Below are 24,922 nucleotides of genomic sequence, written 5' to 3' on the forward strand. Positions count from 1 at the left end.
ACCCATCGCTTAAAGAGGCAAGCCCTTGATCCCCTCCTCCGTCCGCCCGGCGCTCGTCGTCTTCGATCTCGACGGCACCCTTCTCGACACCCATACAGATCTGGTCGAGAGCCTGAACCATACGATTGCGGCCCTTAGCCTCGAACCGGTCAGCTATGACGACCTCACCCATCTCGTCGGCCACGGCGCCCGCGTGATGATCGAACGCGCCTGCCGGCTGCGCGGCCATCCGCTCGAAAGCGATGCCTTGCCGCTCCTGGTCGAGCGTTTCGTCGACCACTACGCCGGCAACATGCCCGGCCGCACCGAGCCCTATCCCGGCCTGGTCGCCGCGATGGACCGGCTCAAATCTCAGGGATACCGCCTCGCCGTCTGCACCAACAAGATGGAAGACTTGGCGCTCGGCCTGCTCGACAAGCTTGAACTCACCGGCTATTTCGACGCCATCACCGGCGGCGACACCTTCGCCGTGCGCAAGCCCGACGCCCGCCACCTCACTGGTACCATCGAACGCGCCGGCGGCGACCGGGCCCGCAGCGTGATGATCGGCGACAGCATCAACGACATCGCCGTCGCCAGGAATGCCGGCGTCCCGTCGATTGCCGTGCCCTTCGGTTATTCCGATGTGCCGGTCTCGAGGCTCGATCCGGATATGATCATCACCCATTACGATGAGCTGACGCCGGAACTGGTGGAGAGGCTGTTGCGGGAGTTTGCGGCGAAGGTCGCTGTTTGAGGCCGTCACCTCCTTTGCCGGCCTACCGTGTGAGCCCCCCTCTGCCCTGCCGGGCATCTCCCCCACAGGTGGGGAGATCGGCTGGGCGGGCTGACTCGCCCAATAACTGGCGTTACAGCACGACGAAACGTTAGACGCCGGAAGGCTTAGCCACTTGTGATCTCCCCACCTGTGGGGGAGATGCCCGGCAGGGCAGAGGGGGGGCCGGCCCGGCACGCCCTCTGCCTCGTATTTCCTAGCTGGGACTAAGCTCCGAACGAAGACGTCGGAATCTTATCCAAAAACAAAACGGGCGGCCCAAAGACCGCCCGCTCCATAATCCAATAAACCTCACGTCAGATCTGCGCGCCCCGCGCCTTGCTCGTCGCGTCAAAGGCCTTGTCGACATAACCGTCGCGGCCATAAACGTCGTCGAAATATTCCACCACGCCGTCCTTGTTCGGCCAGGCTGTGAAATAGGAGACGTAAACCGGAATCCTCTGCGGGACCTTCACCGCATGGTTCTGCCCGGTGGCGATCTGCTTGGCAACGTCGTCGACCGTCGTTCCGAGCACGGCAGCCGCCATTGCGCGCGGATCGGCAAGGCGCACGCAACCGTGGCTCAGCGCCCGCATGTCGCGCTTGAAGAAGCTCTTCGATGGCGTGTCGTGCATGTAGATCGCATGGCTGTTCGGGAACAGGATCTTCAGTTCGCCGAGCGCATTGTCACTGCTCGGCGGCTGGCGGACAGAGACGTTATCGGTCGAGCCGTACCAGTCGACGCTCGACGAAGCGACCGCGTGGCCGTTCACCTCAACCTCATAACCGAGCTGGTCGAGATAGTTCGGATCCGAGCGCAGCTTCGGCAACATCTCGTTGATGATGATCGACTGCGGCACGCCCCAGAAAGGGTTGAACTCCACGGTCTCGATCTCGTCGTCGAAGAAATAGGTCTGGTTGTTTTTGCCGCCCACGACGACGCGCATCGACAGCTGTTCCTTGCCGCCATTGTGGTAGTAGACCATGAAGGCCGGCTGGTTGATCATCACGTAGCGGGAACCGAGATCCTCCGGCAGCCAGCGCGCCTGCTCCATGGCAACGACGAGCTTGTCGATCTTCGAGGCATTGCTATCGCCGCCGGTCATGGCGCGCACTGTCGCCTGGCCGATGACGCCGTCGGCCTTCAGACCGCGCTCCTTCTGGAAGTCCTCGACCAGCGAGACGATCTCAGGCGAATAGTCGCCGCTGCCTGCATAAGCAGCAAGCGTTGCCGCGTGATCGGTCCTCAGCGTTTCGGAACCGTGCTTGCCGATCGCCTTGACGATATTGGCGATCTCGGGCGAGCTTTCGCCGGGCTTCAACAGCTTATCGAGCGAAACGACGATTCGCTCCTCATTGCCGCCGTCGGCGGCGCGAAGCTTGGCGAGTTCCGCCTTCAACGCCTGGAACTGCGGACCATCGGGCGAGCGGTTGGCGATGTAGGCGCCGACATCGGGGCTCATGCGGGCAAGCTTCAGCACCGGCCCCAGATTGACCACCTTGCGCTGGAAGTCGTGATAGCCGGAGATCTTGTTCGGATCGATACGGCCGCGAACGGTGTCCTGCACGAAGGCCAGCACCTTGGCGGAGAGTTCGAGCTCGAATTGCGTCAGCGCCCTATCGCGGAAGGCGGGATCGGGATTGGCCGGGTCGATATCAGGCGTCTGGACGGCGTAATCTGCCGGGTCGAGGCCGACGGAGGCCGCATCGGCAAGCACCAGCATGGTAGACTTGGCGCGATCGCTGATCTGGTTGCCATCGACCCAGACGAGCGGGTTGCGGCTGTCGCCGTAATAGGCTTCGAGCGCCTTTGCGACGTCGGCGTTGGCCCGCACCTTGGCCTGCGCCAGGAAGCGGCGTTGCACAGCGGGTTCGGCGCTGGCATCGCCGCTCGCCGAAACATCGGCGACCGCGCCAGTGACGATAGGATCGGCAAACTTGCCGGTATCGACGAACTGCAGCGTTTCAGTTTTATAGGTGTAGTAACGCGGACCGCTCACCTTTGGCAGCGGCGCTTCCGGATCAAGCCCGCCGAGCGAGCCGCCGACGGCGCCACGCGGTACCGGACGGCCGGGCGCCTGATCCATGAAGATGGTGCTCTGGCTCCGCTGCCTATCGCCGCGCAGCATCTCCATCAATGTATAAGCATGCGCGGGTGCGGCACTCATAACCGCCACGCCGCAGGAAATTGCCAATGCGGATGCCGCGCTTTTCAAAACGAACGTCATATATCTTCCAGTCCCGGTGTCATGCTGTTCTTGTCACGAGCGCAAGGCTCAAGCTCTTATCCCGCAAAACTCAAGCAGCGTAGGGCCTCATTGATCAGAAACCGGCCTGCGCCGCCAGCGCCGGCGGACTCAATTTTGTGTGACGGAGATCCTGCACGGCGCCGCGCAGAAGTTCACACAAAATTATGAAATTATTAGTTAATTTTTTACCCAATTTTTGCCGCCAGACCAGTGTGACGAAAACGCCCAGACGCATAAAATTTCGAAAGTGGCCTAAAAGGCACGCCGCACAACCCTCGCAAACATGACTTCCGACTTCAATATTTCGCATGGCGTCCGGTTTTCTTGTCGGACGTTCCCACCTATAAGACCTGATCTTTCGAAGATGACCGAAAACAGCATGTAAAGGGAAGGCAAGGCCGATGACCGCAACCCGCACCGAAACCGATACTTTTGGGCCGATCGACGTTGCCGCCGACCGATATTGGGGCGCCCAGGCCGAGCGTTCGCTTGGCAATTTCAAGATTGGCTGGGAAAAGCAACCGCTGTCGATCGTGCGTGCGCTCGGCATCGTCAAACAAGCGGCCGCCCGTGCCAATATGTCGCTCGGCCAGCTCGATCCTGGCCTCGGCCAGGCCATCATCGATGCCGCCCAGGAAGTGATCGACGGCAAACTCGACGACCATTTTCCGCTGGTCGTCTGGCAGACCGGTTCAGGCACGCAGTCCAACATGAATGCCAATGAAGTGATCTCCAATCGTGCCATAGAAATGCTCGGCGGCGTCATGGGTTCCAAAAAGCCGGTGCATCCGAACGACCACGTTAATATGAGCCAGTCGTCGAACGACACCTACCCGACGGCGATGCACATCGCCTGCGCCGAACGGATCGCCCATCACCTGCTGCCGTCCCTGAAGCACCTGCATGCCGCCCTCGACATGAAGGTCACCGAATTCAGCCACATCATCAAGATCGGCCGCACCCACACCCAGGATGCGACGCCGCTGACGCTCGGCCAGGAATTTTCCGGTTATGCCGCTCAGGTCGGCTCCGCCATCAAGCGCATCGAAATGACCCTGCCCGGCCTCTGCGAACTCGCCCAGGGTGGAACTGCCGTCGGTACCGGCCTCAATGCGCCGGTGGGCTTTGCAGAAAAGGTGGCCGAAGAGATCGCCGCCATAACAGCCATGCCCTTTGTTACCGCGCCGAACAAGTTCGAGGCACTCGCCTCGCATGACGGCATGGTCTTTTCCCATGGCGCCATCAATGCCGCCGCCGCCGCGCTCTTCAAGATCGCCAACGATATCCGCCTGCTCGGCTCCGGCCCGCGCGCCGGTCTCGGCGAACTGGCGCTGCCGGAAAACGAGCCCGGCTCCTCGATCATGCCCGGCAAGGTCAATCCGACCCAGTGCGAGGCGCTGACGCAGGTCTGCATCCACATCTTCGGCAATCACGCCGCGCTGACCTTTGCCGACAGCCAGGGTCATTTCGAGCTCAATGTCTACAATCCGATGATGGCCTATAACTTCCTGCAATCGGTGCAACTGCTCGCCGACGCCGCCGTCTCCTTCACCGACAATTGCGTCGTCGGCATCGAGGCACGCGAGGACAACATCAAGGCCGGCCTCGAACGCTCGCTGATGCTGGTGACCGCGCTTGCCCCGAAGATCGGCTACGACGCAGCCGCCAAGATCGCCAAGACAGCCCACAAGAACGGTACGACGCTGAAGGAAGAAGCCCTCGCCAGCGGCCTGGTCTCGGCAGAAGATTATGACGCGATTGTCCGGCCAGAAACGATGATCGGCCCGAAATAGAAGACGAGGGCTGCCCCTCATCCGGCTGCCGCCACCTTCTCCCCGCGCGCGGGGCGAAGGGGATATGCCGCACCTCTCCAGTCCCTCGCCAACGTCTCGCGGGGCACGTCCCCTCTCCCCGTCAAAAACGGGGAGAGGGTTAGGGTGAGGGGCATCTTGCCGCACACACGAGCCAGCGATCACACCAACAGCGAAAAATTGTCCATCACCACCGAATTGCCCATGAGGTCGAAACTGATTTCATCGATGTCCTCAATCTCGACCAGGAGATCTGGATCAGTGATCTCAAGTTCCTGCTGATAGACGATCTGGCCGTCGTTCATCGCCGTCAGCGTCAGATGAAAGGGCGAGGCCGACAGCTCTGCAATCGAAACGCCCTGAAAGGTGAAGTCCCCGCCATCGACCATTTTCAGGGTTACGGGCGCTGAAGCCGGCGATAGAACCGTATCGCTGAAACCGTCCTCGGTGATGGCGTCGACGCCCGGCACGGTGTCATAGACAATACCGTTCAGAAACGTCAGGTCGTGACTGCCGTTCACGGAGAGCGCGAAGCCCCGGTAATTCGGCAGAGAAAAATCATCCGCCCGCGATGTGACGCCGAGGTCGTCGAAATCCAGGACTTCGTGGTATTTATCCTCCTCATTGACGCCGTCGATCGCCAGCGTCAGAACCCCGACATCCGTTCCCCCCATGCCATCGGAGATCTTGTAGCGGATCTCTTCGATCAACTGGTCGTGCGCCCGCAAGTTCTTCACCACGTCGAGCGAGTAATCCAGCTCGTAGGTGAAGTGACCGTCGGGCCGCACGGTGAAGGTCCCATAATCCCCTTTGATGATCGTTTCCTGTGTCAGTCCCTGTTTCGCATCGACCCTGACACCGTCGAAAGAGCGAAGATAGACGGTCGATCCCTCGGGATCGCTGTCATTGGACAGCAAATCCCCTCTGATCCAGTCGTGCTCGAAAAAAATGCGAAGATCGTCGTTAGCAGTCGGTTTTGCGTTCGTCATCGGAAGCCCCCGCAAGTTAACGTCGCGGGAAATATGAGCCGGCCTCCTGCGAAAGGCAACCTGAAGTCGTCTTTCCCGTCGAATGCGGATTTCGCCACTCGCCTATCCAGATTGCATTTGCAGCGCCGCGGATTTAGACCGGTTCCAATTTAGCGACGCACGCCCACTAGAAAGGTCACTTCGATGGCTGACGATCTCTTCCCGCTCGGCAAGGATAACACCCCCTATCGCCAGATCAGCAGTGAGCATGTCTCGGTCGATAGTTTCAAGGGCCAGGAAATCCTGACTGTCGAGCCGGAAGCCATCCGCCTGCTTGCCGAAACCGCCTTCGCCGATATCAACCATCTGCTCCGCCCCGGCCACCTGAAGCAGCTCGCCTCGATCCTCGATGACCCCGAGGCGACGGACAACGATCGCTTCGTCGCTTACGATCTCCTGAAGAACGCCAATATATCAGCCGGCGGCGTGCTGCCCATGTGCCAGGATACCGGCACGGCAATCATCATGGGCAAGAAGGGTCGCAGGGTATGGACCGAGGGCGGCGATACGGCGGCACTCGCCCGTGGCGTCATGGATGCCTATGAGAAGAAGAACCTGCGTTATTCGCAACTCGCGCCGGTCAAGATGTTCGAGGAGAAAAACACCAGGAATAACCTCCCGGCCCAGATCGACATCTATGAGGAAGGCACCGACGCCTACGAATTCCTCTTCGTCGCCAAGGGCGGCGGCTCGGCCAACAAGACCTTCCTTTATCAGGGCACACCCTCGCTGCTGACGCACGACCGGATGATCGACTTCCTCAAGGAGAAGATCCTGACGTTAGGGACGGCAGCCTGTCCGCCCTACCATCTGGCGATCGTCATCGGCGGCACCTCGGCCGAAATGAACCTGAAAACCGTCAAGCTCGCCTCGACCCGCTATCTCGACGAACTGCCGACCGAAGGCTCCGACAGCGGTCACGCCTTCCGCGATCTCGAGATGGAAAAGGAAATCCACAGCCTGACGCAGCAGATGGGTGTCGGCGCCCAGTTCGGCGGCAAGTATTTCTGTCATGACGTGCGTGTCATCCGTCTGCCCCGCCACGGCGCCTCGCTGCCGATCGGCCTCGGCGTTTCCTGTTCCGCCGACCGCCAGGCCAAGGGCCGCATTACCCGCGACGGCATCTTCGTCGAGCAACTCGAAACCGATCCGTCGAAATACATGCCCGAGATCGACGAGGCGAAACTGTCGCAATCGACCGTCCGTATCGATCTCAACCGGCCGATGGCCGAGGTGCTGGCCGAACTCTCCAGGCATCCGGTCAAGACGCGCCTGTCGCTATCGGGCACGATCATCGTCGCCCGCGACCTTGCCCATGCCAAGATCCGCGAGCGGCTGGAAAAGGGCGAAGGCATGCCCGAATACCTGAAAAACCACCCGGTCTATTATGCCGGCCCGGCCAAGACGCCTGTCGGTTATGCTTCCGGCTCGTTCGGCCCGACGACGGCCGGCCGCATGGACAGCTACGTCGACCAGTTCCAGTCTTTCGGCGGATCGATGGTGATGCTTGCCAAGGGCAACCGTTCGCGCGCCGTGCGCGAGGCCTGCAAGAAACATGGCGGCTTTTACCTGGGCTCGATCGGCGGCCCCGCCGCCCGTCTTGCGAAGGACTGCATCCGCAAGGTCGAAGTCTTCGAATATCCCGAACTCGGCATGGAAGCGGTCTGGAAGATCGAAGTCGAAGACTTTCCGGCCTTCATCGTCATCGACGACAAGGGCAACGATTTCTTCCAGGAATTGAACCTGGGGTGACGCTCTCGGATGCGGGACGGGCATGGCACCGGCGCCCGGTCCCGCGTCATGCCCGATCCCGCGTCATGAATCTGCGGTGTACAGCAAGTCCGACGCTGGCAAACAGCCCACGAATCGTCATTTCAACCTATTTCGAATGAAATATCGGGCTGTCGAACAACTATCGTTACGATGGATACATCCGCGACACAGAGAATAACTGTAAGTTTTTCAGAGACCGTTCCCGTCAGGCGAGCATGCATTTCCCGCTAAAGCTACATTTTTCTTTGAAAATCATGAGCATACTTGAAATATTCGCCGGCCATGGAGTTATCGTATGTAATCTTTGGTATATATCGCTTTAATCTTTTCCCAAGAAATTTAAGCTACCAAATAGATTATTGCCTTCGAATATATGAGGAGTTCGCCGGATGAACACGGCTGTCGCGCCCAAGGTGCAGGTTCCCGACGTAGCGGGCCAGATCACCTATGCCATGCGCTCGATGGGCGTTGCGCCGATACCGCGCAATTACGAACTCTTCTACGAAGCCTATATCGGCTCCAACCCGGCGCTCACCCGGGACCTTGCAGCCCTCGGCGGCCAGGCGACGCAGGCCGAACTCGACGAGCTCGGCGCGCAGTATTTCACCAGCAGCCCGGCCCGCGTTTTCGATGACGCCCATACGCGCATTTCAGGCGAACTCGATGGCCTGCTGCGGGTCCTGAGACAGGAGCAAAACTCGCTGGAAAGCTATACCAGGCTGCTCGGCGAGACCCATAAGCGCATCACCTCGAAGAGCAATGCCAGCGTCGAACTGATCGAAAACGCCATCGAACTTTTGAGCCAGGCGACCGGCGACACGATGGCGCATGGCGAACGCACCGTCGGCGACGTCGTCCAGCGCTCGCAGGAGATGGATCAGGTCCGCAAGGAACTGGACGAATATAAACGCATCGCCAACACCGATTCGCTGACGCGCCTTTCCAACCGCCGCGCCTTCGACGAGCGCCTGGCTGCGGTCTTCAACAATCCCGGCATGCGGCCGGTGACGGCCCTGCTGCTTGCCGATATCGACAACTTCAAGAAGATCAACGACACCTACGGCCATCCCGTCGGCGACAAGATCCTCGCCACCGTTGCCTCGGTCATCCGCAGCAACGTGCGGCGCGATGTCTTCGTCGCTCGCGCCGGCGGCGAGGAGTTCGCGCTGATCATCGACGGCAACACGCCCGAAGAAATCACGGCGATCGCCGAGCGCATCCGCCGCACGCTGGAAACCACCCCGTTCAAGAATTCCCGCACGCGGGTCAATTACGGCCCGATCACCGTCTCGATCGGCATCTGCATGGCCTCCAGCGCCGAGGATGCCGGCGAACTCTACAGCAAGACCGACATCGCCCTTTACGGCGCCAAGAATGCCGGCCGCAACTGCACCATCCTCTATCAGGACGGCATGCAGAAGGATTTCACCAAGAGCTGGCTGATCTACAAGACCTGACGGCAATTTTGCGCGAGGCGCACGCTGTCACCACCGGTGACAGCGGTTTTGTCGCTGTCACCCACAGGTGACGGCGGTTTTACCACATGGTCTTGGCCGCGCGTCCCGGCCATTCCCGGTCGTAGGTTTCCTGATCGAAATCGCCGACCGCCGCCTTCAGCATCTGGCCAGGCGTCGGCAGGTTCGCCGGATCGGCGAAATGTTGGCCATTCCAGAGTTCGGCCCGCATCACCGCGCGGGCACATTGGAAATAGACCTCGTCGATCGCAATCACCACGACGGTGCGGGGATGTTTGCCGTCCATCTCGAAACTCGAAAGCAGCGCCGCGTCGTCGGAGACCACGCCGCGGCCGTTGATGCGCATCGTCGTGTTCGAGCCTGGGATCAGGAACATCAGCGCCAGCCGGGGATCACGCACGATATTGGAGAGCGAATCGACGCGGTTGTTGCCGCGCCAATCCGGCAGATGCAGCGTCTCGTCATCGACGACACGCACCACGCCGCCGAGATCGCCGCGCGGCGAACAGTCGAGCCCTTCCGGCCCGACGGTGGCAAGCGCCGCGAACGGCGAAAGCGCGATCATCTGCCGATAGAGCGGCGTCAACCGCTTCGTCACCTTGTCGACTGAGGCCTGCGAAAGCCCGGCGCCATAGATCGTATTGAGCTCGTCGATGCTGCTGATGATTTTCATGAGGCGTCCCGCCGCAGCTGATATCGGGACGGACGCTACAGCGCCGCGCGCTTTACCGGAAGCTCAAAAAACGGAATGATCTCAGCAGCTTTTTTGATGCCTTCGTCGGGCATATCCTCCTCGCCTATGGCACCTCCAAGAAACGCCGCGATTGCGCCAAGAACCGGGGCGGCGCCGAGGATGCGCCGGTGCCCGAAACCGTTTGCCCAGAACAGCCGGACACCCTCGCCGGCCGCCTGATAGCGCCGGGCGTGGGCCGGCGGCACTTCCTTGTCGTCCTCGGCATGGATGACGAGCACCGGCCGGCCGATCGCACTCGCCGCGTCACCGGCATCGAAATCCCCAAGTCTCCGTCCGGTGACCCGATGAACCTCCTTCTCCAGGGCCGCTTGCGCGGCCGGGCGAAGGCCGATCATCCGGCCGAAATCGACAAACAGCCAGCCCATCTCGCTCGGCGCGCCGATCAGCACCAGTCGCTCCGCTGTGACAGGAGAGACATCGGGCAGCAGACCCGCCACTGATACCACCAGCGCAGCGCCGCCGAAGGAATGGCCGACGACCGCATCGAATGCGCCGAAGCGTGCCTCGGCCGCGGCAATCGCCTTGACCGCAAGCCCCATATGCAGGAAGCGCCGGCCGGCGCGACCATGGCCGGGAAAATCGAGCGCCACCACCTCCGCGCCCGTCGCCGTAAGCATCGATACGAGTTCGGCCATGTATTCGGCGCTCGAGCCCCAGCCATGGGTCACCAGATAGCGTTTGCGCCTGCCCCTCGCCCCGCCGTTCAATCGATAGGCATGCGCTTTCGCCCCGCTGGCAAGCCGGAGGGTGAAACGTTCGGCGCCGGCAAGCCGAGCGGCACCGGCTGCATGCGCCGCCTTGGCTTTCTCCCCCTTCGGCCTTGGCGAGGGTGTTCGGCAGAACAGCTGGAACGCCGCCCTGCCCGCCAGATCAGGCGAAACCGCCTGCAGCAGGGAGAACCCGAGGCGGGTGACCTCAAGCGCAAAATTTGCCATAGTGAGAATCCAAAATACTGTTCAACACTGAACAATAAAGTACAACGATGAACAAAAATCAATCCCTTCCCTGGGATCACCCGCGTTTTCGCAGCTGGATCGCGGTGGCGCGCGCCTGCCAGCTGATGCAGCAATCGCTGACCCGTTCGCTTGCCGAGCTCGACATCAAGCCGCCGCACCTCGATATCCTGGTCAATCTCTATCGTTTCGAAGGCATTTCGCAGCAGGAGCTGGCCCGCAAGCTGCTGGTCGGCCGCTCCAATATGAGCATGCTCCTGCCGCAGATGGAAAAGCGCGGCTTGATCGAACGGCGCGGCGATACGCGCGACAAACGCGTGTTGCGCCTCTACCTCACCGGAGAAGGCCGCCGGCTGACCGAGGCGGCGATGGTGATCCAGACCGATCTGATCGAACGCTCGCTCTCGCAAGAGCCGATCGAACAATGCATGGCGACCGCCACCTCCATGGAGCGCATCATCACCGTGCTGCTCAGCGATCTCAGCGACGAGGATTGATGGTCAATGCAGCGTCGGGGCTGCCGCCGTGCCGGTCAGCGAGCGGTATTCCCAGGCGGCAACGATGATCAGCACCAGCGTCGCCAGAATGCCCATCAGATAGATCTCGATGAAGGGTGCAACGAAGGCCAGCAGGATCAGCAGCACCAGGCCGGCCAGATGAGACAGCGGCAGCTGCCCGCTGGTCGCGCCCTTGAACCAGAGATTGCCGATGAGGAACAGGCCGGAGCCGCCGAGCACCGCCGCGGCGATGCCGAGATCGCCGGTTTCGTGCGGATGCGAGAACATGAATTCGACCGCCACCGCATGCACGATGATGCCGGCCAGGATCGGAATATGCCCATAGGTGAAGGCGAGCCGCGCCAAGGCCCCCGGCGTCGCCTCATGCTCGATGCGGTGGGCGGCGCGTCCGTGGCCGAAGCGGAAATAAAGCCACCACATGGTGACGGTGCCGATGAAACCGGTGACGAAGACGGTGCCGGTCAATCCCGAAAACGGCAGCTCGGAAAAGGTGCGGCCGGAAACCAGGATTGCTTCGCCGAGGCAGATGATGACGAAGAGCGCGCAGCGCTCGGCCATATGCGCGCCGGAAACGTCCCAGTCGCCTGCCGTCGAGCGGCCAAGCCCCGGCACGGCAAAGCCCGCGGCCGGGCCAGCATATTCGATCGCCAGCGCGATCATCCAGGCGATCAACCGAGCCTCGTGATCGAGCAGCCCGCCGGCAATCCAGAAGATGGCGGCAACCACCAGCCAGGTGGTGATGCGAACGAAATTCAGCGTGTTGGCGCGGTCGACGCGCGTCATCGCATAGGTCGCAAACAGCGAGCGCCCGACCTGCATCGCCACATAGGCGCCGGCAAACAGCAACCCCTTGTCGCCGAAGGCCTCAGGAATGGAGGCTGACAGCAACAGCCCGAGCATCATCAGCGCCACCAGCATGCCGCGCACCGGCATCTTGTCGGGATCGAGCCAGTTGGTCACCCAGGCGGTGAAGATCCACACCCACCAGACGGCAAAGGTCATCAGCGCCGCTTCGGCAGCACCGAGCGGCGTATAGTGGGCGGCAAGCGCATGCGAAAGCTGCGAGATCGAAAAGACGAAGACCAGGTCGAAGAACAGTTCGAGGAAGGTCACCTTACTGCCGCTGGCACTGCCCTTAGCGCGCAGCCAGTTCTTTCCGTTCATTTTCGCCATGTATCCCCCGATACTCATTGATGTCAGCGCGGCTTTTCCGCCGTGTCGCGGTCCATGCCCTTTTCCCTGAGCTCGTCCTCATAGGCCGAAAACAGCTCCGCGCCCCGTTCGCCGAGTTCGCGCAGATAGGTCCAGGTGTAGATGCCGGTATCGTGCATGTCGTCGAAGCCGATCCTGACGGCATAATTGCCGGTCGGCATCATCGAGATGATCGCGACATTGCGCTTGCCCGGCACCGTCACTTTCTGACCCGGCCCGTGGCCCTGCACCTCGGCCGAGGGCGACAGCACGCGCAACAGCTCGGCCGACAGATCGAAGCTCTGGCCATCGTCGAAGGTTATCGCCAGCCTCTGCCGGTCTTTCGAAACGCGAAGTTCGCTCGGCCAGATATCACTCATCTCTATCACCCTCTTTCCCCTGGAGAAGTAGGCGTTCGCCTTTTTCGAGGCAAGAGCAAATTAGCGTGTGCGAAATCCGTTTCCCTTGACGGCGCAATCACATATGCACAAATAGATAGATATCGCTTGAAAACAGGCAGGCATTCCGTCTGGCGCGCTTCAGATCCGGTCGCGGAGGAATTGGTGAACACCAGAATAGGAACGATAGGCAACGCATCGCCGCTGACGGCAGATGCACATCCGATGATCGACCCCTTCGGGCGGGCGGTCACCTATCTCCGTGTCTCCGTCACCGACCGCTGCGATTTCCGCTGCACCTATTGCATGGCGGAAAATATGAACTTTCTGCCGAAGAAGGACCTGCTGACGCTGGAGGAGCTCGACCGGCTCTGTTCCGCCTTCATCGCCAAGGGCGTGAAGAAGATCAGGCTGACCGGCGGCGAGCCGCTGGTGCGCAAGAACATCATGTATCTGGTCCGCCAGCTCGGCGAAAAGATTGGCTCCGGCCTCGACGAGCTGACGCTGACGACCAACGGCTCGCAGCTCTCCCGCCATGCCGAAGAGCTTTATGATTGCGGCGTGCGCCGCATCAACGTCTCGCTGGATACGCTCGACCCCGACAAATTCCGCAAGATCACCCGCTGGGGCGATCTCGACAAGGTCATGGAAGGCATCGGCGCGGCTGAGAAAGCCGGGCTGAAGATCAAGCTCAACGCCGTGGCGCTGAAGGATTTCAACGACGCCGAAATGCCCGATCTCCTGCGCTTCGCCCATGGCCGCGGCATGGACTTGACCGTCATCGAAACCATGCCAATGGGTGAGATTGAGGAAGACCGAACCGACCGGTACCTGCCGCTCTCCAAGCTGCGCGCCGATCTGGAGAAGCAGTTCACGTTTACCGACATCGATTACCAGACCGGCGGCCCGGCCCGTTACGTCAGGGTCACTGAGACCGGCGGCCGCCTCGGCTTCATCACCCCGATGACCCATAATTTCTGCGAGAGCTGCAACCGCGTCCGCCTCACCTGCACCGGCACGCTCTATATGTGCCTCGGCCAGAACGACGCCGCCGATCTGCGTGCAGCCCTGCGCGCCAGCGAAGACGACGCCCTCCTCCTGACCGCCATCGACGAGGCCATCACCCGCAAACCGAAGGGCCACGACTTCATCATCGACCGCACGCATAACAGGCCGGCCGTGGCGCGGCATATGAGTGTTACGGGTGGGTGATGTTTGCGCTAGATTTTCTAGAGAGCGAATACTGGCGTCAAGTTGGCGAGAACGCCTACCTCACCCACCCTCCTGTGCCTGTCACAGGAATGAAGGATGAGAGGGCGCGCCGTGCAGCCCCCTCATCTGCCTGCCGGCATCTTCTCCCCGAGGGGAGAAGGGATCAGGCCGCACGACCGCCATTCCCACAACTAAGTTCTCGAGGACGCGAGGCGCTGCGGCGATTCCGCTTCTCCCCAGCGGGGAGAAGATGCCGGCAGGCAGATGAGGGGGCTGCACGGCACGCCCTCTATTGCCTTCGCTAACGCTCGGCGCACTCGCTCCCTTGCTCTGCCGGGCATCTTTCCGCTGGGGAGAGAGCGAATTTGCCGCAACGCCATCCCCATCACCCAGGCTTACGCGCACAAATCGCAAACCGCTCTTGCACCATACGCTCAAGCCCGCGCAGAAACGGCATCTTGCGCGCCTGCGCCCAATGAATGTCGCCAAGCTTGCGGTCGACGACGATATCGACAAAGCCGGCCTTGCGCAGAAGATCGACCACCGCCTCGGCCGGCATATCGTTGGAAAAATGCACGCGTGAGCGGATCTTCTGATGCCGCGCCATCATCTCCGGCGACATGTGGCTCGCCGCCGGCTTGCCCGTAATCCTCGTCCAAAACTTCTGCAGACCCTTGACCCAGGTCTCCCGACCCATATTGCCGTCGACGATCAGCACCTTGCCGCCGGGCTTCAGCACCGCGAACCATTCGGCGAAGGCCGACGCCGGGTCCACCAGCGTCCAGACGAGATGCCGGTTGGTGATAACGTCGTAGCTATCCCGTGCCTCCATGGTGTTTTCGGCATCGCCGGAGATGAAGCGGATGTCAGTACCGCGCTTCTTCGCCTTGGCCCGCGCCCGCGCCAGCATCGCATCCGACCAGTCGAGCCCGGTGACCGCAAAGCCCACATCATTCATCAGATGCGAGATGACGGCGGTGCCGCAGGCGAGATCGAGTGCCGCGCGGCCCTGCCCGTCGCCGAGATGTTTTCTGATCAGCCGCTGCCAGCCCTTCCGCTCACCTTCCGAAAATATTTCATGGCCGACGCTCTGGTCGAAGGTTTCAGCCCTTTCCGACCAGAAATCGCGGATTTCATCGCGGATCGAGTAGTTTGCATTCCTCGAATTCATCTTAAGTGCCCTGGCATTGGATCAGTTTGGAAGTGCTCTAAAACATATAACTTGATTCATAAAGTCATATTTCTTATGGCTGCGGACATTATTCAGACGTCAGGGGAATTTCCAGATGAATTTCGTGAAAATGCTCGCAGTCTCCGCAGCTGCGATTGCCGGCCTGATGCCATTATCGGCCTGGGCGCAGTCCTTCACCATCAAGGATGTCGCCGGCCGTGAAGTGACCTTCGACAAACCGGTCGAGCGGGTGATCCTGGGCGAAGGCCGCATGCTCTACGCCGTCGCGCCGATCGAGAAGGACGATCCCTTTGCCAAGATCGTCGGCTGGCGCAACGATCTCTGGACCACCGACAAGGACGGCTTCAACGCCTATGTCGAAAAATTCCCCAAGGGCAAGGACCTGCCCTTCCTCGGCAATCTCACCGACGGCACGCTGCAGACCGAGACAGTCGTCAAGCTTCATCCCGATGTGCTGCTGCTGCCGATCGGCAACAAGACGGCAGCCGACGAGGTGAAACTGGAGGACATGCTCGCCGGCATCGGCGTCAAGATCGTCTATATCGATTTCCGCGAGCACATCCTCGCCAACACCGAGCCGAGCCTGAAGATCCTCGGCCAGCTCTTCGGTCATGAGGACCGCGCCGAAGCTGTCGCCAGCTTCTGGAAAGAGCAGATGGCACGCGTGACCGACAGACTGAAGGCCGCCAATCCGCCGAAGCCGAATGTTTTCATGTATCGCGCCGCCGGCCTGGTCGAATGCTGCGGCACCTTCGGCCCCGATAATTTCGGCCTGATGGTCGATTGGGCCGGCGGCCACAATCTCGGCTCCGATTTCCTGCCCGGTTATACCGGCTCGATCAATGCCGAGCAGGTCGTCGCCTCCAATCCCGATGTCATCGTCGTCACCGGCTCCAATTGGAGCCAGACCAAAAACGCCAAGGACTTTGTCAATGTCGGTCCGAACGCCGCTTCCACCTTCGGCGACAGCCGCAAGGCGCTGAACACGCTGATGGAAAACCCGGCCTTCACCGGTTCCAAGGCAGCCGCCGGCGGCAATGTCCATGCAATCTGGCACCAGTTCTATACCAGCCCCTACCAGTTCGTCGCCGTCCAGCAACTGGCCAAGTGGTTCCACCCGAACCTCTTTGCCGATCTCGATCCGGATGCCACCTTCAAGGAATTCCACGAAAAATTCCTGCCGGTCGCCTATCAGCCGGGTTACTGGGGCGACGCCAAGACGGCTGAGTAAGACCGCGATGGCCGAGATCGCCGCACTATCGATCGAAGCCGAAGCCGGGAGGGAGCGCTACCGTGCTCTTGCCCGGCGAAAGCTTTTGATCCTGGCTGCCATGACGGCGGCGCTCTGCCTGTCCTTTGCCGTCGATCTCGCCTGGGGGCCGGCTCGCTACGGCCTCGGTGACGTCGTCGCCGCCCTCCTCGATCCGTCTTCCGTTTCCGATCAGGTGCGGGCCGTCGTCTGGGATATCCGCATGCCGGTCGCCGTGATGGCGATCGTCGTCGGCGCTTCGCTCTCGGTCGCCGGTGCGCAGATGCAGACGATCCTCGCCAATCCGCTCGCCAGCCCCTTCACGCTCGGCATCTCGGCAGCGGCAAGCTTCGGTGCGGCGCTGGCGATCGTCACCAGCGTTCCGCTCCTGCCGGTGGCCGCCGGGCTGCTGGTGCCGGTCAATGCCTTCATCATGGCGCTGATCGCCACGCTCTTCATCCATTTCGTCTCGCAGGCCCGCGGCGTCTCGGTGCAGACGGTGGTGCTGCTCGGCATCGCGCTGGTCTTCACCTTCAATGCGGCTCTCGCCTTCCTGCAATATCTGGCCTCCGAACAGGCGCTGTCAGCCGTGGTCTTCTGGACGATGGGCAGCCTCACCAAGGCCACCTGGCCGAAAATCTGGGTGACGCTCGCCATTCTGCTGATGGCGCTGCCGCTCTTTGCCCGCAACGCCTGGGCGCTGACGGCGATCCGCCTCGGCGAGGACAAGGCCGCCAGCTTCGGCGTCAATGTCCGCCGCATCCGGCTGGAAACCATGCTGGTTGTCTCGCTGCTTGCCGCCGTTCCCGTCAGCTTCGTCGGCACCATCGGTTTCGTCGGCCTCGTCGGGCCGCATATCGCCCGCATGATCCTTGGCGAGGATCAGCGCTTTTTTCTGCCGGGCTCGATCCTCTCCGGCGCACTGCTCCTGTCGCTGACCTCGATCGTCTCGAAGTCGATCATCCCCGGCGTCGTCTTCCCGATCGGCATCATCACCGCGCTGGTCGGCGTGCCTTTCTTTTTCTCGCTCATCCTCTCGAACAGGAGCCGGTCATGGTAGCGCTTCAGTTGCAGTCGGTCGGCGCCTATCACGGCCGCAGACTCTTCGTCGAAGACGTGACGACCCCCGTCATGAATGCGGGCGAGTTAATCGCGGTGATCGGCCCGAACGCTGCCGGCAAATCGACGCTGTTCAAGCGCATCACCGGCCTGCTCAAGGGTCCGGGCCGCGTCGTCGTCGAAGGCGCGAAGACGAAAAACACCATCAGCTACATGCCGCAGGATACCTCGGCCAATGCGGTGCTGACAGTCTACGAATCCATTCTGCTCGCCCGCAAACAGGGCCAGTCCTGGGCCGTCGGCGACAGCGACCTGCGCTTCATCGATGAGATCATGGCAGCGCTCGATATCAGCGCTCTGGCCTTCCGCGATCTCGGCGCGCTCTCCGGCGGCCAGCGCCAGCTCGTCTCGATCGCCCAGGCGCTGATCCGCGAACCCGAAATCATGCTGATGGACGAACCCACAAGCGCGCTCGACCTCCACCGCCAGGTCGAGGTTCTCGACTTCATGCGCCGCCGGGCTCGCGCCAAAGGCATGATCGTCCTGATCGCCATCCACGACCTTAACCAGGCGCTCCGCTTCGCCGACAAAGTCCTCGTCATCGCCAACGGCCGCATGCGTGGCTGCGGCGCCCCAAGGGACGTCGTCACCGCCGAAATGCTGCGGGAAATCTACCGGGTCGAGGCCCGGGTGGAGAAATGCTCGCTGGACCATGATCATGTGATCGTGGATGGGACAGCGCACTAGGCAAAATCAGTCTGCCGGCCTCAATCGATCAATCGCTGCGCGGTAAACTTGTCGGTAACGAGCATGTCGATCACCCCCACGCGCAGTGCGCCTGCGATAGCGTCGGTCTTTTTGGACCCGCCGGCGAGTGCAATCACCCGGTCCACGCGTTCAAGCTCCTCAAGCGGAAGCCCGATGACCCGGTCGTCCAGCGGCGTCTTGACCGGCTTGCCATTCTTGTCGAAGAAACGAAGCGAGATGTCGCCGACGGCTCCGGCTTCCGCGAGATCGGACAGTTCGCGAGATGAAAAGATGTTGCCGGACCGTGCGAGAAGTTCGGATGGTTCGACTGCTCCGATTCCGACGATCGCAAGCGTTATGCTGCCGAACAAGTCCATCGTCTCCCGGACGTACGGATCGGCCTGCATAAGAAATTTTGCTTCTCTGGAGGTCGTAACCCCCTGCACAGCGAGCAGTTTTGGCTCGGCGCCGGTCAGCCGGGCAAGCCGCGTGGTCAGCTGCGTCGCATGCGTCTGCACGGAAGGATCTCCCATGCCTCCAAGGGTTTGGACGACGAACTTCGCCTGAGCGCTCTTCTGCGGATGAATGTTCTCGACCATCTTGGAGATGGTCTGGCTCCAACTCGAAACGCCGATGATTTCCCCTGGCGCAAGCGTCACCTCCAGGAGATGAGCCGCGGCCTCGCCGATACGGGCCATGATGGCTCCGTCCCGATCTTCCGTGCACTCGACGACGATCGCCTCCGGCAGATCATATTTCTCGCGAAGCGCACGCTCAAGCTCGCTATAGGTGCCAACCGGAGGAGTGACGCTGGTTCGCACGATATCTTCAGCCTCAGCCCGCTTGAGCATGCGCGACACTGTCGCCTGCGACAGGCGGAGGTGCTGTGCGATCTCCGCCTGTCGCCGTCCCTCCAGGTGGTACATCTGGGCGACTCTTGATATGAGGCGGAGTTCGTTGAGGCGAGTCATCGCTAATCCTGGGATGAATTTTTATTCATCAGTAGCGGTTGTATGGCGTGACGTCGAGCGGGCAAGTGCATCATTCCAGGTACCCAGAAGCGCCGCTCGATCCACGGCCTCCGGGTCGATGATCTGTGAGCTTCGGGGCAGCTCTGCGATTTCCTGGAGGTCGCTCCACAAACCAAGCGAGAGACCCGCGAGATAGGCAGCCCCCAAGGCCGACGCCTCCGGTGCTTCACGTTGGATCACCGGATGTTCGATGAGGTTGGAGACACACTGCATCAGGAAGCGGCTCTGGCTCGGTCCGCCATCGACATAGAGCGCCCCGAGTTCGCCGCCGCTTTGTGCCCGCATGGCGGCGATCACGTCATGCACCTGGAAGGCGATCGAGTCGGTGACCGACCGCGCCATTTGCGCACGGGTCGTATTGAAGTTGATCTGCGAAAACAGGGCACGGGCGTCGGAGTTCCAATGGGGTGCGCCCAGTCCCACGAATGCCGGCACGAAACCCGGTCCGCCGGGTTCGGCGCTCGCCGCAAGTTCGACAAGCGCCGCCACGTCAGAAAGGCCGAGAATGCCTGCCATCCAGGGCAGGCTGGCGGCGCAAACCAGAATATTGCCTTCGAAAGCGAAAGTCGGTTTTCCCCCGAGACGCCAGGCAACGGTCGTTGTAACGCCGTTGCGTGGCGGAATAAATCGCGCAAGCGTCGTCATGATGGAAGAGCCGGTTCCGAAGGTTACCTTGCCATCACCCGGCTCGAAGGCGCCATGACCGAACAGGGCCGCATGGCTGTCTCCGATCGCGGCCATGATCGGCGCTCCATCCGGCACGCCTGGCAAGCCGTGTGTCCTGCCGAAGTCGGCAGAGCTGTCGAGCACCTCGGGCAGCAGCGTGATATCGACGCCGAAAATCTCGCCGAGTTCCTCGCTCCATCTCTGCTCCTTCAGATCGAACAACTGGCTCCTGGCAGCATTGGAAGCATCGCAGACATGCCGGCGCCCACCCGTCAGGCAGTGGACGAGCCAACTGTCGACCGTTCCCAGCCGGACCGATCGCCCCGCCGGCACGCGTTCGAGCAGCCATCGGAATTTCGAACCCGGAAACATCGGATCGAGGGGCAGGCCTGTCAGCGCCTGCACGCGGTCAAGGTGGCCTTCGGCAATCAGACGTTCGCAATCTTGTGCGGTTCGACGGCACTGCCAGCTGACCAGCGGTCCAAGTGCCTCTCCCGTTTCAGCGTCCCAGGCAGTGACCGACTCGCGCTGATTGGAGATCGCCACGGCCGCAATAGCCACGTCGGGGGTGGCCTTCAGGCAGGCGTCGATCGCCTCGCAGACGGATGCGTAGAGCCGGCGCGGGTCCTGTTCGACCCAGCCTGGTTTCGGATAGCTGATGCCGACCCGCGCCGAACCCCTGCCGACAATGTCTCCCTTTTCGGAAACGAGAACGGCCTTTGAATTGGTCGTGCCCTGGTCGATTGCCAGAATTGCCCGCATTCCATCCTCCCCGGATCAGGTGGCGGCCGGGGTGAAAATGCGCCCCGACCGGTCCATGCGATCCTAATTACTTGCGCCTGATCAGCGACTGCGCGGCGTCGGCAATTGCCGACGGCGCCATCCCGAATTCGTCGAGCAGGAACTCTGCCGAACCTGTGGGGGCATAGACGCCGGGAACGCCGAGACGTTTCATCGGCACTGGCGCATTGTCGACCACCACTTCGGCGACCGCGGAACCGAGCCCGCCAAAGATCGAATGCTCTTCTGCCGTGACGATCGCTCCGGTTTCCCTAGCCGCAGCGATGATGGCGTCCTCGTCGATCGGACGAACCGTTGCAAGGTTGAGCACTCTGGCGTTGATGCCGCGTTCTGCAAGGATCTCGGCAGCCTTCAAGATGCGATGAGTCAAAGTACCGTTGGCGATGAGGGTGACGTCGGAACCCTGGCGAAGCAGGTTTGCCTTGCCGAGTACGAACGTGTGACCCTCCGGAAGCAGATCCGGCACACCGACGCGGGACAGACGCAGGAAACAGGGCCCATTATAGGCCGCCGCCCACTCGACTGCGGCAGCCGTTTCGATGCGGTCACACGGCGCAATGACTGGAAGATTAGGCAGAACCCGCGTCCAGGCAAAGTCTTCGATCGAGTGATGGGTCGGGCCGAGTTCGCCATATGCCATCCCGGAAGAAATACCGACGAGCTTGACGTTGGCATTCGAATACGAAATGTCGGCCTTGATCTGCTCCAGCGACCGTCCCGTTAGAAACGGAGCGGCGGCGCACACGAACGGAAGGCGTCCGCCATTGGCGAGGCCTGCTGCAACCCCCACCATGTTCTGCTCGGCGATCCCGACATTGACGAGGCGCTCTCCAAACTTCGCCTTGAAGCCGCCGAGCTTGGAGGAACCGACGGAGTCGTTGCAAACAGCAACGATGGTTTCGTTTTCGGCTGCCAGCCGCTCAAGCGTGGAGGCGAACGCGTCGCGGCAATCGTAGAGCTTGGGTGCGTTTATTGGCGCGTTCATGACAATGCCTCCGACAATTCTGCCACCGCGATTTCGTATTGTTCCTTGCTCGGTACCTTGTGGTGCCAGTCGACTCGGTCCTGCATGAACGAGATTCCATGTCCCTTGTTGGTATGGGCCACGATGCAATGCGGTCTCGATCCCCGGTATTCCAGGGCCGAAACGACTTCGCTCATCGTGTTCCCGTTGATCTCGGTGACCTCCCAGTCGAAAGCCTCAAGCTTCGGACGAAGCGGGGCCAGATCGTTGGTTTCCGAAAGCGCCGCCCCCTGCTGGAACCTGTTGTGGTCGATGACCAGCGTCAGATTATCGAGCTTGAACTGCGCGGCCGCCATGATCGCTTCCCAGTTGGAACCCTCCTGCATCTCACCGTCGCCGGTGACGACATAGGTGTGGTATTTTGCTCCCGAGAGCTTGGCGGCTTTCGCCATTCCGACTGCGACTGGAAGACCGTGGCCGAGCGGTCCGGTATTCGTTTCGACGCCAGGAACCTTGTTGCAATTGGGATGCCCGTTCAGCCTCGAATGCGGCTTCAAAAAGGTCGAAATCTCCTCCTCCGGGATGAAGCCGCGTTTGGCGAGCGTCACATACAGCGCGCATGCCGTATGCCCTTTCGAAAGAACGAACCTATCGCGGTCGGGATGTCCAGGCTGATCGGGCCATATATTCAGCACACGAAAATAGAGGGCAGTCAAAATGTCGATGACCGACATTTCGCCGCCAATATGGCCGGCGCCCGCTTCGAAGACCGCCTGGAGATCGCGCAATCGGATCTCACGAGCAACCCGCTCGAGTTCTGTCGTATTCATGGATACCTCTTATGCATAAATATTCATTCATCAATATTCTTTCACAAAAAAGCGATTGTCAAGCCCCTTAAGGCCCCACCTTGCAATTGCAGACCTAGAAAATCCTATTGACAGCCGGAAGGCAAATTGTTAATGAATTTTCCAGCATCAGTGAATATTTATTCTCAGAACGATTAGCCTGAGCATGGGGAGGAACAATGGTGGCGCTCGATATCAATGAAAACGGGCTTTCGTCCGGCGCTTGGTTGAGCAAGCTCAAGGGAGCCACCGGCCCGCTCGTCGGGCTGCTCGCACTTTGCGTCTTTCTGAGCATCAGCACCGACACGTTCCTTTCGGTTCGCAACGGCCTCAACATCCTCGATCAGATCACCGTCCTCGGCATAATGGCCGTCGGAATGACCTTTGTCATTCTGATCGGCGGCATCGATCTCTCGGTCGGCTCGGCACTCGCTCTTGCAATGATGGTCATGGGCTGGACTGCGAATGTCGCCGGCTTGCCGCTGCCGGTCGCGATCGCTTTTGCTCTGGTCGCATCGGGGATTTCGGGGCTGATCGTCGGACTTCTGGTGACGCAGTTCAGGGTTCCAGCCTTCATTGCCACTCTTGCGATGATGTCCGCGGCTCGCGGCGTCGCAAATATGATCACCGACGGCCAGCAGATCGTCGGGTTCCCCGACTGGTTCATGATGCTGGCAATCGATCGCCATTTCGGCGTGTTGACCGCCACTGTGTTTCTCATGCTTGCGGTTGTTCTTGCGGCGTGGCTTTTCCTGCACTTCCGGTCCGAAGGTCGCATGCTCTACGCGGTCGGAGGAAATCCGGAAGTCGCGCGCCTTGCGGGTATCAACGTCCCACTCGTGACGATTGGCGTCTACGTCGTAAGTTCCGTCCTTGCGGGGCTCGCAGGCATCGTACTCGCCGCCAGGCTGGATTCCGTCCAACCATCAAGCGGTCTGGGCTATGAGTTGGACACCATCGCTGCGGTCGTCATCGGCGGGACTTCGCTCTCCGGCGGCGCAGGCGGCATCGGCGGAACACTGATCGGTGTTCTTATCATCGGCGTCCTTCGCAACGGGCTCAATCTTCTCAACGTTTCGCCGTTCCTGCAGCAGGTGATCATCGGCATCGTCATCGTGCTCGCGGTCGGCGCAGAGACCATTCGCCGGCGTCGCGCCTGACGAACGGGGTCCGCCGGGTCGGCGGGCCGGAAATTCCACCCCGAGGGTTTGGGGCGGATCAATACCCCGAGGGGGAGGACATACCCGAGGGTTCCATCAAACAACGGAGGAAATACAATGAAAATTGCGCGCACCATACTCGCGTCTGCTGCACTGCTCGGCCTCACGCTCGGCCCCGTACACGCAGCCGAACTGAAGAAGCTCGGCTTGGCTGTTGCCAACCTTCAGGCAAACTTCTTCAACCAGATCAAGCAATCGGTCGAAGCCGAAGCCAAGAAGCGCGGCATCGAAGTCATCACGGTCGACGCAAAGGGCGACGGGCCGACACAGGTCAATCAGATCCAGGACCTGCTGACCCAGAAAATCGACGCGCTGATCTACATTCCGGCAGGTGCGGCCGCTGCGACCGTTCCGGTCAAGCTCGCGAAGACCGCAGGCATTCCGGTCGTAAACGTTGACCGCAACGCCGAGGGCGCACCTGGCGACACCTTCCTTGCAACGGATTCCGTCGCCTCTGCCAAGGCGGTGTGCGACTACATCCTGAAGGAAGCCGGCGGCAAGGGGAAGATGGTCATCATCCACGGCCAGAAGGGCACGACGCCGGAAGTCGATCGTTCGAAGGGCTGCGCTGAATCGCTCAAGGCATATCCTGATGTGAAGGTTGTCGCCGAGCAGTTCTCGAACATCTGGAGCCAGGACGAAGGATTCCAGATCATGCAGAATATGCTGCAGGCAAATCCGGACGTTTCGATCGTCTTCGCCCAGGCCGACGGCCTCGCCCTTGGCGCCGCGCAGGCGATCAAGGTCGCCAATCCTTCCCAGAAGATCGTGGTTGGCGGCTTTGATGGTGACACCGCGGCTCTCGAAGCCCTCAGCAAGGGTGTCTTCAATGTAACTGCGACCCAGCAGACGCAAAAGATGGGGCGCGATGCGGTTGAAAATGCCGCCAAGCTTGTCGCCGGAGAAAAGGTGCCGCCGGTCCAGCTCATGGATGCCACGCTGACAACCAAGGAAAACGTCGCAGGCTTCATCGCCAACCATCCCTAAAGCATGTCGCGCAAAAGTGTGCCGCGGTTTTGCGGCAACGAC

Annotated in this window: 23 protein-coding genes; 11 read left to right on the forward strand and 12 right to left on the reverse strand. The window is 61.0% G+C overall.

Annotated features, from left to right (window positions below):
* Nucleotides 1-25: 25 nt before the first annotated feature.
* Nucleotides 26-736 carry an HAD family hydrolase gene (locus RCCGE510_RS09675; protein ID WP_007629431.1) on the forward strand — a complete coding sequence of 237 codons (711 nt, stop codon included), beginning with the start codon at nucleotides 26-28 and terminating at the stop codon, nucleotides 734-736.
* 335 nt (nucleotides 737-1,071) lie between these two features.
* Here RCCGE510_RS09675 and RCCGE510_RS09680 read toward each other — a convergent pair whose 3' ends face one another.
* Nucleotides 1,072-2,982 carry a murein L,D-transpeptidase gene (locus RCCGE510_RS09680; RefSeq protein WP_007629433.1) on the reverse strand — a complete coding sequence of 637 codons (1,911 nt, stop codon included), beginning with the start codon at nucleotides 2,980-2,982 and terminating at the stop codon, nucleotides 1,072-1,074.
* 94 nt (nucleotides 2,983-3,076) lie between these two features.
* A complete protein-coding gene (locus tag RCCGE510_RS34705; RefSeq protein WP_157179887.1) occupies nucleotides 3,077-3,313 on the reverse strand; it encodes a hypothetical protein in 237 nt (78 codons plus the stop codon).
* 91 nt (nucleotides 3,314-3,404) lie between these two features.
* Between RCCGE510_RS34705 and fumC the strand changes: the two genes are divergently transcribed.
* A complete protein-coding gene (fumC, locus tag RCCGE510_RS09685; protein WP_007629435.1) occupies nucleotides 3,405-4,796 on the forward strand; it encodes a class II fumarate hydratase in 1,392 nt (463 codons plus the stop codon).
* Nucleotides 4,797-4,975: 179 nt separating this feature from the next.
* Here fumC and RCCGE510_RS09690 read toward each other — a convergent pair whose 3' ends face one another.
* Complete coding sequence (locus tag RCCGE510_RS09690; RefSeq protein WP_007629437.1) at nucleotides 4,976-5,803, reverse strand: Ig-like domain-containing protein; 828 nt, start codon at nucleotides 5,801-5,803, stop codon at nucleotides 4,976-4,978.
* Between the two features lie 183 nt (nucleotides 5,804-5,986).
* Here RCCGE510_RS09690 and RCCGE510_RS09695 point away from each other — a divergent pair, with 183 nt between their 5' ends.
* Both RCCGE510_RS09695 and RCCGE510_RS09700 read left to right on the forward strand, forming a co-directional pair.
* Nucleotides 5,987-7,594: a fumarate hydratase gene (locus RCCGE510_RS09695; RefSeq protein ID WP_007629440.1), complete on the forward strand. Its 1,608-nt coding sequence runs from the start codon at nucleotides 5,987-5,989 to the stop codon at nucleotides 7,592-7,594.
* Nucleotides 7,595-8,004: 410 nt separating this feature from the next.
* Entirely contained in the window at nucleotides 8,005-9,072 is a 1,068-nt protein-coding gene (locus RCCGE510_RS09700) for a GGDEF domain-containing protein (protein ID WP_007629446.1), read from the forward strand.
* A 79-nt stretch (nucleotides 9,073-9,151) separates the two neighbouring features.
* Here RCCGE510_RS09700 and RCCGE510_RS09705 read toward each other — a convergent pair whose 3' ends face one another.
* Entirely contained in the window at nucleotides 9,152-9,763 is a 612-nt protein-coding gene (locus tag RCCGE510_RS09705; RefSeq protein WP_007629448.1) for a pyridoxamine 5'-phosphate oxidase family protein, read from the reverse strand.
* Between the two features lie 35 nt (nucleotides 9,764-9,798).
* A complete protein-coding gene (locus RCCGE510_RS09710; protein WP_007629449.1) occupies nucleotides 9,799-10,779 on the reverse strand; it encodes an alpha/beta hydrolase in 981 nt (326 codons plus the stop codon).
* Between the two features lie 47 nt (nucleotides 10,780-10,826).
* Here RCCGE510_RS09710 and RCCGE510_RS09715 point away from each other — a divergent pair, with 47 nt between their 5' ends.
* Nucleotides 10,827-11,294: a MarR family transcriptional regulator gene (locus RCCGE510_RS09715; RefSeq protein WP_007629451.1), complete on the forward strand. Its 468-nt coding sequence runs from the start codon at nucleotides 10,827-10,829 to the stop codon at nucleotides 11,292-11,294.
* Nucleotides 11,295-11,297: 3 nt separating this feature from the next.
* Here the strand turns inward: RCCGE510_RS09715 and RCCGE510_RS09720 are convergent, their stop codons facing one another.
* Both RCCGE510_RS09720 and RCCGE510_RS09725 read right to left on the reverse strand, forming a co-directional pair.
* The gene (locus RCCGE510_RS09720; RefSeq protein ID WP_007629453.1) at nucleotides 11,298-12,488 is read right to left on the reverse strand and encodes a low temperature requirement protein A; all 1,191 of its coding nucleotides are present in this window, start codon (nucleotides 12,486-12,488) and stop codon (nucleotides 11,298-11,300) included.
* Nucleotides 12,489-12,511: 23 nt separating this feature from the next.
* Nucleotides 12,512-12,886: a DUF971 domain-containing protein gene (locus tag RCCGE510_RS09725; protein ID WP_007629459.1), complete on the reverse strand. Its 375-nt coding sequence runs from the start codon at nucleotides 12,884-12,886 to the stop codon at nucleotides 12,512-12,514.
* A gap of 183 nt (nucleotides 12,887-13,069) precedes the next feature.
* Here RCCGE510_RS09725 and moaA point away from each other — a divergent pair, with 183 nt between their 5' ends.
* On the forward strand, nucleotides 13,070-14,116 hold the full coding sequence (gene moaA, locus RCCGE510_RS09730) for a GTP 3',8-cyclase MoaA (protein WP_037078227.1): 1,047 nt from the start codon (nucleotides 13,070-13,072) through the stop codon (nucleotides 14,114-14,116).
* 385 nt (nucleotides 14,117-14,501) lie between these two features.
* Here the strand turns inward: moaA and RCCGE510_RS09735 are convergent, their stop codons facing one another.
* Nucleotides 14,502-15,287, reverse strand: a complete 786-nt coding sequence (locus RCCGE510_RS09735) for a methyltransferase domain-containing protein (RefSeq protein WP_007629463.1) — start codon at nucleotides 15,285-15,287, stop codon at nucleotides 14,502-14,504.
* Between the two features lie 115 nt (nucleotides 15,288-15,402).
* On the opposite strand from RCCGE510_RS09735, the gene RCCGE510_RS09740 reads away from it, so the two are divergent.
* Genes RCCGE510_RS09740 through RCCGE510_RS09750 form a run of 3 tightly spaced genes read left to right on the forward strand, consistent with a single transcriptional unit; the run spans nucleotide 15,403 to nucleotide 18,363 of the window.
* Nucleotides 15,403-16,539, forward strand: coding sequence for an ABC transporter substrate-binding protein (locus tag RCCGE510_RS09740; protein ID WP_007629465.1), 1,137 nt, complete (start codon nucleotides 15,403-15,405; stop codon nucleotides 16,537-16,539).
* A 7-nt stretch (nucleotides 16,540-16,546) separates the two neighbouring features.
* On the forward strand, nucleotides 16,547-17,617 hold the full coding sequence (locus RCCGE510_RS09745) for an iron ABC transporter permease (protein WP_007629468.1): 1,071 nt from the start codon (nucleotides 16,547-16,549) through the stop codon (nucleotides 17,615-17,617).
* Complete coding sequence (locus RCCGE510_RS09750; protein WP_007629469.1) at nucleotides 17,611-18,363, forward strand: ABC transporter ATP-binding protein; 753 nt, start codon at nucleotides 17,611-17,613, stop codon at nucleotides 18,361-18,363. The genes RCCGE510_RS09745 and RCCGE510_RS09750 overlap by 7 nt, the downstream gene beginning before the upstream one ends.
* 20 nt (nucleotides 18,364-18,383) lie before the next feature.
* Here the strand turns inward: RCCGE510_RS09750 and RCCGE510_RS09755 are convergent, their stop codons facing one another.
* The 4 genes from RCCGE510_RS09755 to RCCGE510_RS09770 form a co-directional block, all read right to left on the reverse strand.
* Complete coding sequence (locus RCCGE510_RS09755; protein ID WP_007629471.1) at nucleotides 18,384-19,334, reverse strand: sugar-binding transcriptional regulator; 951 nt, start codon at nucleotides 19,332-19,334, stop codon at nucleotides 18,384-18,386.
* A 21-nt stretch (nucleotides 19,335-19,355) separates the two neighbouring features.
* On the reverse strand, nucleotides 19,356-20,822 hold the full coding sequence (locus RCCGE510_RS09760; protein WP_007629472.1) for an FGGY-family carbohydrate kinase: 1,467 nt from the start codon (nucleotides 20,820-20,822) through the stop codon (nucleotides 19,356-19,358).
* Between the two features lie 67 nt (nucleotides 20,823-20,889).
* The gene (locus RCCGE510_RS09765) at nucleotides 20,890-21,846 is read right to left on the reverse strand and encodes a transketolase family protein (RefSeq protein WP_007629474.1); all 957 of its coding nucleotides are present in this window, start codon (nucleotides 21,844-21,846) and stop codon (nucleotides 20,890-20,892) included.
* Nucleotides 21,843-22,655 (reverse strand): transketolase, encoded by an 813-nt coding sequence (locus tag RCCGE510_RS09770; protein ID WP_007629475.1) that lies wholly within the window; start codon nucleotides 22,653-22,655, stop codon nucleotides 21,843-21,845. Before RCCGE510_RS09770 ends, RCCGE510_RS09765 begins: the two co-directional genes overlap by 4 nt.
* 197 nt (nucleotides 22,656-22,852) lie before the next feature.
* Between RCCGE510_RS09770 and RCCGE510_RS09775 the strand changes: the two genes are divergently transcribed.
* Both RCCGE510_RS09775 and RCCGE510_RS09780 read left to right on the forward strand, forming a co-directional pair.
* Entirely contained in the window at nucleotides 22,853-23,833 is a 981-nt protein-coding gene (locus RCCGE510_RS09775; RefSeq protein WP_007629476.1) for an ABC transporter permease, read from the forward strand.
* Nucleotides 23,834-23,950: 117 nt separating this feature from the next.
* Nucleotides 23,951-24,880, forward strand: coding sequence for a sugar ABC transporter substrate-binding protein (locus tag RCCGE510_RS09780; protein ID WP_007629478.1), 930 nt, complete (start codon nucleotides 23,951-23,953; stop codon nucleotides 24,878-24,880).
* The last annotated feature ends 42 nt before the right edge of the window (nucleotides 24,881-24,922 follow it).

The organism is Rhizobium sp. CCGE 510, assembly GCF_000292525.1.
Lineage (GTDB): Bacteria > Pseudomonadota > Alphaproteobacteria > Rhizobiales > Rhizobiaceae > Rhizobium.

What these genes read in the sequence shown, in the direction of transcription:
- RCCGE510_RS09680 (WP_007629433.1), bottom strand. Translation starts at nt 2,982, where the DNA reads ATGACGTTCGTTTTGAAAAGCGCGGCATCCGCATTGGCAATTTCCTGC.
- RCCGE510_RS34705 (WP_157179887.1), bottom strand. Translation starts at nt 3,313, where the DNA reads ATGCGAAATATTGAAGTCGGAAGTCATGTTTGCGAGGGTTGTGCGGCG.
- fumC (WP_007629435.1), top strand. Translation starts at nt 3,405, where the DNA reads ATGACCGCAACCCGCACCGAAACCGATACTTTTGGGCCGATCGACGTT.
- RCCGE510_RS09690 (WP_007629437.1), bottom strand. Translation starts at nt 5,803, where the DNA reads ATGACGAACGCAAAACCGACTGCTAACGACGATCTTCGCATTTTTTTC.
- RCCGE510_RS09695 (WP_007629440.1), top strand. Translation starts at nt 5,987, where the DNA reads ATGGCTGACGATCTCTTCCCGCTCGGCAAGGATAACACCCCCTATCGC.
- RCCGE510_RS09700 (WP_007629446.1), top strand. Translation starts at nt 8,005, where the DNA reads ATGAACACGGCTGTCGCGCCCAAGGTGCAGGTTCCCGACGTAGCGGGC.
- RCCGE510_RS09705 (WP_007629448.1), bottom strand. Translation starts at nt 9,763, where the DNA reads ATGAAAATCATCAGCAGCATCGACGAGCTCAATACGATCTATGGCGCC.
- RCCGE510_RS09710 (WP_007629449.1), bottom strand. Translation starts at nt 10,779, where the DNA reads ATGGCAAATTTTGCGCTTGAGGTCACCCGCCTCGGGTTCTCCCTGCTG.
- RCCGE510_RS09715 (WP_007629451.1), top strand. Translation starts at nt 10,827, where the DNA reads ATGAACAAAAATCAATCCCTTCCCTGGGATCACCCGCGTTTTCGCAGC.
- RCCGE510_RS09720 (WP_007629453.1), bottom strand. Translation starts at nt 12,488, where the DNA reads ATGGCGAAAATGAACGGAAAGAACTGGCTGCGCGCTAAGGGCAGTGCC.
- RCCGE510_RS09725 (WP_007629459.1), bottom strand. Translation starts at nt 12,886, where the DNA reads ATGAGTGATATCTGGCCGAGCGAACTTCGCGTTTCGAAAGACCGGCAG.
- RCCGE510_RS09735 (WP_007629463.1), bottom strand. Translation starts at nt 15,287, where the DNA reads ATGAATTCGAGGAATGCAAACTACTCGATCCGCGATGAAATCCGCGAT.
- RCCGE510_RS09740 (WP_007629465.1), top strand. Translation starts at nt 15,403, where the DNA reads ATGAATTTCGTGAAAATGCTCGCAGTCTCCGCAGCTGCGATTGCCGGC.
- RCCGE510_RS09745 (WP_007629468.1), top strand. Translation starts at nt 16,547, where the DNA reads ATGGCCGAGATCGCCGCACTATCGATCGAAGCCGAAGCCGGGAGGGAG.
- RCCGE510_RS09750 (WP_007629469.1), top strand. Translation starts at nt 17,611, where the DNA reads ATGGTAGCGCTTCAGTTGCAGTCGGTCGGCGCCTATCACGGCCGCAGA.
- RCCGE510_RS09755 (WP_007629471.1), bottom strand. Translation starts at nt 19,334, where the DNA reads ATGACTCGCCTCAACGAACTCCGCCTCATATCAAGAGTCGCCCAGATG.
- RCCGE510_RS09760 (WP_007629472.1), bottom strand. Translation starts at nt 20,822, where the DNA reads ATGCGGGCAATTCTGGCAATCGACCAGGGCACGACCAATTCAAAGGCC.
- RCCGE510_RS09765 (WP_007629474.1), bottom strand. Translation starts at nt 21,846, where the DNA reads ATGAACGCGCCAATAAACGCACCCAAGCTCTACGATTGCCGCGACGCG.
- RCCGE510_RS09770 (WP_007629475.1), bottom strand. Translation starts at nt 22,655, where the DNA reads ATGAATACGACAGAACTCGAGCGGGTTGCTCGTGAGATCCGATTGCGC.
- RCCGE510_RS09775 (WP_007629476.1), top strand. Translation starts at nt 22,853, where the DNA reads ATGGTGGCGCTCGATATCAATGAAAACGGGCTTTCGTCCGGCGCTTGG.
- RCCGE510_RS09780 (WP_007629478.1), top strand. Translation starts at nt 23,951, where the DNA reads ATGAAAATTGCGCGCACCATACTCGCGTCTGCTGCACTGCTCGGCCTC.